Annotated in this window: 3 protein-coding genes and 1 pseudogene; 3 read left to right on the top strand and 1 reads right to left on the bottom strand. The window is 39.6% G+C overall.

The annotated features are described in order from the left end of the window. The 3 genes and pseudogenes from OCV61_RS18885 to mobQ form a co-directional block, all read left to right on the top strand. A pseudogene (locus tag OCV61_RS18885) lies at nt 1–123 on the top strand (ATP-binding protein); the annotation flags it as partial. 170 nt (nt 124–293) lie between these two features. Next, a complete protein-coding gene (locus OCV61_RS18340) occupies nt 294–515 on the top strand; it encodes a DUF3847 domain-containing protein (RefSeq protein ID WP_005348485.1) in 222 nt (73 codons plus the stop codon). 136 nt (nt 516–651) lie between these two features. Further along, nucleotides 652–2,361 carry a MobQ family relaxase gene (mobQ, locus tag OCV61_RS18335; protein ID WP_158422944.1) on the top strand — a complete coding sequence of 570 codons (1,710 nt, stop codon included), beginning with the start codon at nt 652–654 and terminating at the stop codon, nt 2,359–2,361. A gap of 131 nt (nt 2,362–2,492) precedes the next feature. Here the strand turns inward: mobQ and OCV61_RS18330 are convergent, their stop codons facing one another. Continuing rightward, a complete protein-coding gene (locus OCV61_RS18330; protein ID WP_226853774.1) occupies nt 2,493–2,948 on the bottom strand; it encodes a hypothetical protein in 456 nt (151 codons plus the stop codon). Between the last annotated feature and the right edge of the window lie 180 nt (nt 2,949–3,128).

The raw sequence follows: 3,128 nt of genomic DNA, 5'->3' as shown, positions 1-3,128 counted from the left end.
ATTCTGGAGAGATGTATTCCTGTCCGTATCAATAACCGGAATATTCGTCAGGACAATGCAACAGCTAATTTAAAACAGGCAAAAAGAATTCTGTTAAACAATCATGCTCCGAACCAGAACTGAAGCAAAGAAGCATAACACGATAATTATTCTTCACTGACAGTGGTACTACTTTCTTTCCTTATTTATCACCAGAAACATGCCACTGTCAGTTATCCGAAACTATAGTACCAAACCATAAGATTTTAAAACCAATACTGCCCGGATACGGGCATAAAAAGGAGGTGCCAGATATGGCAGATAAAAAAATCATGACACCGGAAGAAAAAGCACTTTTACAGGCAAGACACCGCCAAGAAGAAGCCGAAGCAAGAAATCGCAAAAAAGAACGTGATGCCAGAACACACCGATTAGTCCAGGAAGGAGCCATTTTGGAAAGTATTGTTCCCCATATTAAAGAAATGGATTTGGATTCCCTGAAACGGGAGCTGATAATCCGGCTACGAGGAATGTAAACGCACAAGTTCTACTCCCGAAGGGCGCACTTACTCACCACCCGATAAATCGGGCGGTGGTATCCCCTACGGGGCTCGTGCGCTCTGCCGAGGGATTTTCCGCTGTTGCAGGCAACATCGAAAGGAGGTGCCAGATATGGCAATTTATCATATGCAAGCCAAAGTTGTCAGCCGTGGTTCCGGACGTTCCGCTGTCGCAGCTTCTGCTTATATGAGCTGCAGCCGGATGTACAATGATTACGATGGCATCCAGCATGATTACACCAGAAAGCATGGACTCATTTATCAGGAAGTATTGCTTCCACCGATGGCTTCACCAGAATGGAAAGACCGTGAACAACTCTGGAATGCTGTGGAAGCTGCAGAAAAAACAAAAGACAGCCGACTGGCAAGGGAATTTGTTGTCGCACTTCCCGTTGAATTAGATAAGGACAGTAATATTTCTCTTCTAAAAGATTTTATTCAAAAGAACTTTGTAGATATGGGCATGTGCGCTGACTTTGCTATTCACGATACGGATGGACACAATCCTCATGCACACATTCTGCTTACCGTCCGTCCACTGAACGAAAACGGAACATGGCAGTATAAAACAGAAAAAGAATATCTCTGCATAAAAAATGGAGAAGAAAAAGGATTTACAGCTACTGAATTCAAAGCTGCTCAAAAAGATGGCTGGGAAAAGCAATACAGATATAAAGTTGGGAAAAAGAAAGTTTATATGACCGCATCTGTCGCACAGGAAAAAGGCTATGACCGCATCGACAAGCATCCAAAAAGCAGCCGCTATGGCAGACAGAATCCCATTTCTGAACAATGGAACAGTGATGAGCAACTCTGTATCTGGAGAGCAAACTGGGCAGATACTGTAAATGAAATGCTTGCCCACAATCAGATAAATGCATCCATTGATCACCGCAGCTTTGCAGATCAGGGAATCACCGAACAGCCGACCATCCACGAAGGCTATATTGCTCAAAACATGGAAAAGAAAGGAATGATAGCTGACCGCTGTGAAATCAACCGCCAGATTCGTGCAGATAACCAAATGCTCCGGGAATTAAAAGCTCAGGTAGAGAAACTGGCTCAAGCTGTCAAAAATTCTATTCCTGTAATTGCAGAAACAATGGAAACTATCCGAAATCATATGATTTTTACACAATATCATTTACTTCATAATAAGATGCAAAAAGAAGTAATTCATGATTGGATGAATCATTTTAATCCAATACTGAATAAATACAACACCGTTAAAAAGAAACTCAAAGCTAAAGTTACAGAACGGAAAGAGCTGAATCTAGAAAAAGAGAAAACCAGTATTTTGAATCCCATCCAGCATATAAAATTGAATCAGCAGCTTACCACTGTTACGGAAGAAATTGAAGAACTGAAATCAAGGAAAGAGCAACTAATCTTCCAGGCACAATGCTCCACTGATAAAGATATGACGAATCTATCCAAAAAATATGACCAGATGAATAGCAATCTTGATATCCTGGATTCTCAGGACATCTCCCTTAAAAAGCAGCTTAAAAAAGACGCCGCTGCTTTCCGGGAAGAAAAATTTCGTCCTGAACCTGAACAGTATACAGAATTGCTGGACACCAGAATCCAGATACGTCCTAATTTCCGGGATAAGCTGATCGAGCAGCTCAAAGGTACTTTTGGTAAGTATTATGACTATCACCGCCGTGATATTGCCGCCAATGAGGTAGATTATCTCAATGTGGAAGATCCTGATGTTTTTTCCCATCGTGCCTGGGAACTTGAATATCAGAGGAAACAGGAGATGCGGCGAAATCAGCCTGCCAGAGCTAAGAAAAGGTCATATGATATGGAATTATAATCATCATCGAGTAGATAATATGCTCTTACAACTCTCTTGTTTAAAAGGCGTATGGATTTAAAAGTTCCATACGCCCAATTCACTTTAACCAGTTACAATCTGCCATGTTTTCTTGTATAAAACCACATTCATTATAATGCTGAGATTCTTTGTTGCATATCAATAACTTGAACTTTACTATTTTTAAGAACTAATCCATACGAAAAATGAATCGTATTTCCTCCCACTGGTTCAAATTTAACATATTGTCCACATATATTTCTATTACGTTCACCAAATATTTTCTTTATCTTTTCTGGCAATACACTATATATCGGACATGACACATCTATAGTATAAAATCCATTTTTCATAGGATTACCTCTGTCACTAAACCATTCACTTATTGAAATTCTATTACCTGCTACAGATTTACATTGAGCTGTATATTCTTTGCCACGTAATGTAAACATTAATGGGGTTTCCTCTGGAATATTAGAAGATACTTGAAATCTTATCTTTCCATCATTCATTTTCCAGCTCAATGAAGCTTCAATCTTCAATTCCTTTCCATTAATAGGTTGTTTAGGTTCTAATTCCTCGGGCAATGGCAATAAATCTCCCATCTCAACGTAATGATTTTTATAATACCATCTACCATATTTCTGTATAAATCCCCATGATGACAAATAATTGCTGCAAATTACGCTCAAACGGAATGCCAGTTCCGCTACTGCGGAACGGCTATTCCATTTTTAACGGTACGAAGTACCGCTAGATGATATCAT

The organism is Blautia ammoniilytica, from assembly GCF_025566965.1.
GTDB classification, from domain to species: domain Bacteria; phylum Bacillota; class Clostridia; order Lachnospirales; family Lachnospiraceae; genus Blautia_A; species Blautia_A ammoniilytica.
Note: the sequence above shows the minus strand (reverse complement) of the source record. Positions and strands in the feature narration are given on the sequence as shown.

Excerpts from the sequence above, each read along its gene's own strand:
- OCV61_RS18340 (WP_005348485.1), top strand. The coding sequence starts at position 294 with ATGGCAGATAAAAAAATCATGACACCGGAAGAAAAAGCACTTTTACAG.
- mobQ (WP_158422944.1), top strand. The coding sequence starts at position 652 with ATGGCAATTTATCATATGCAAGCCAAAGTTGTCAGCCGTGGTTCCGGA.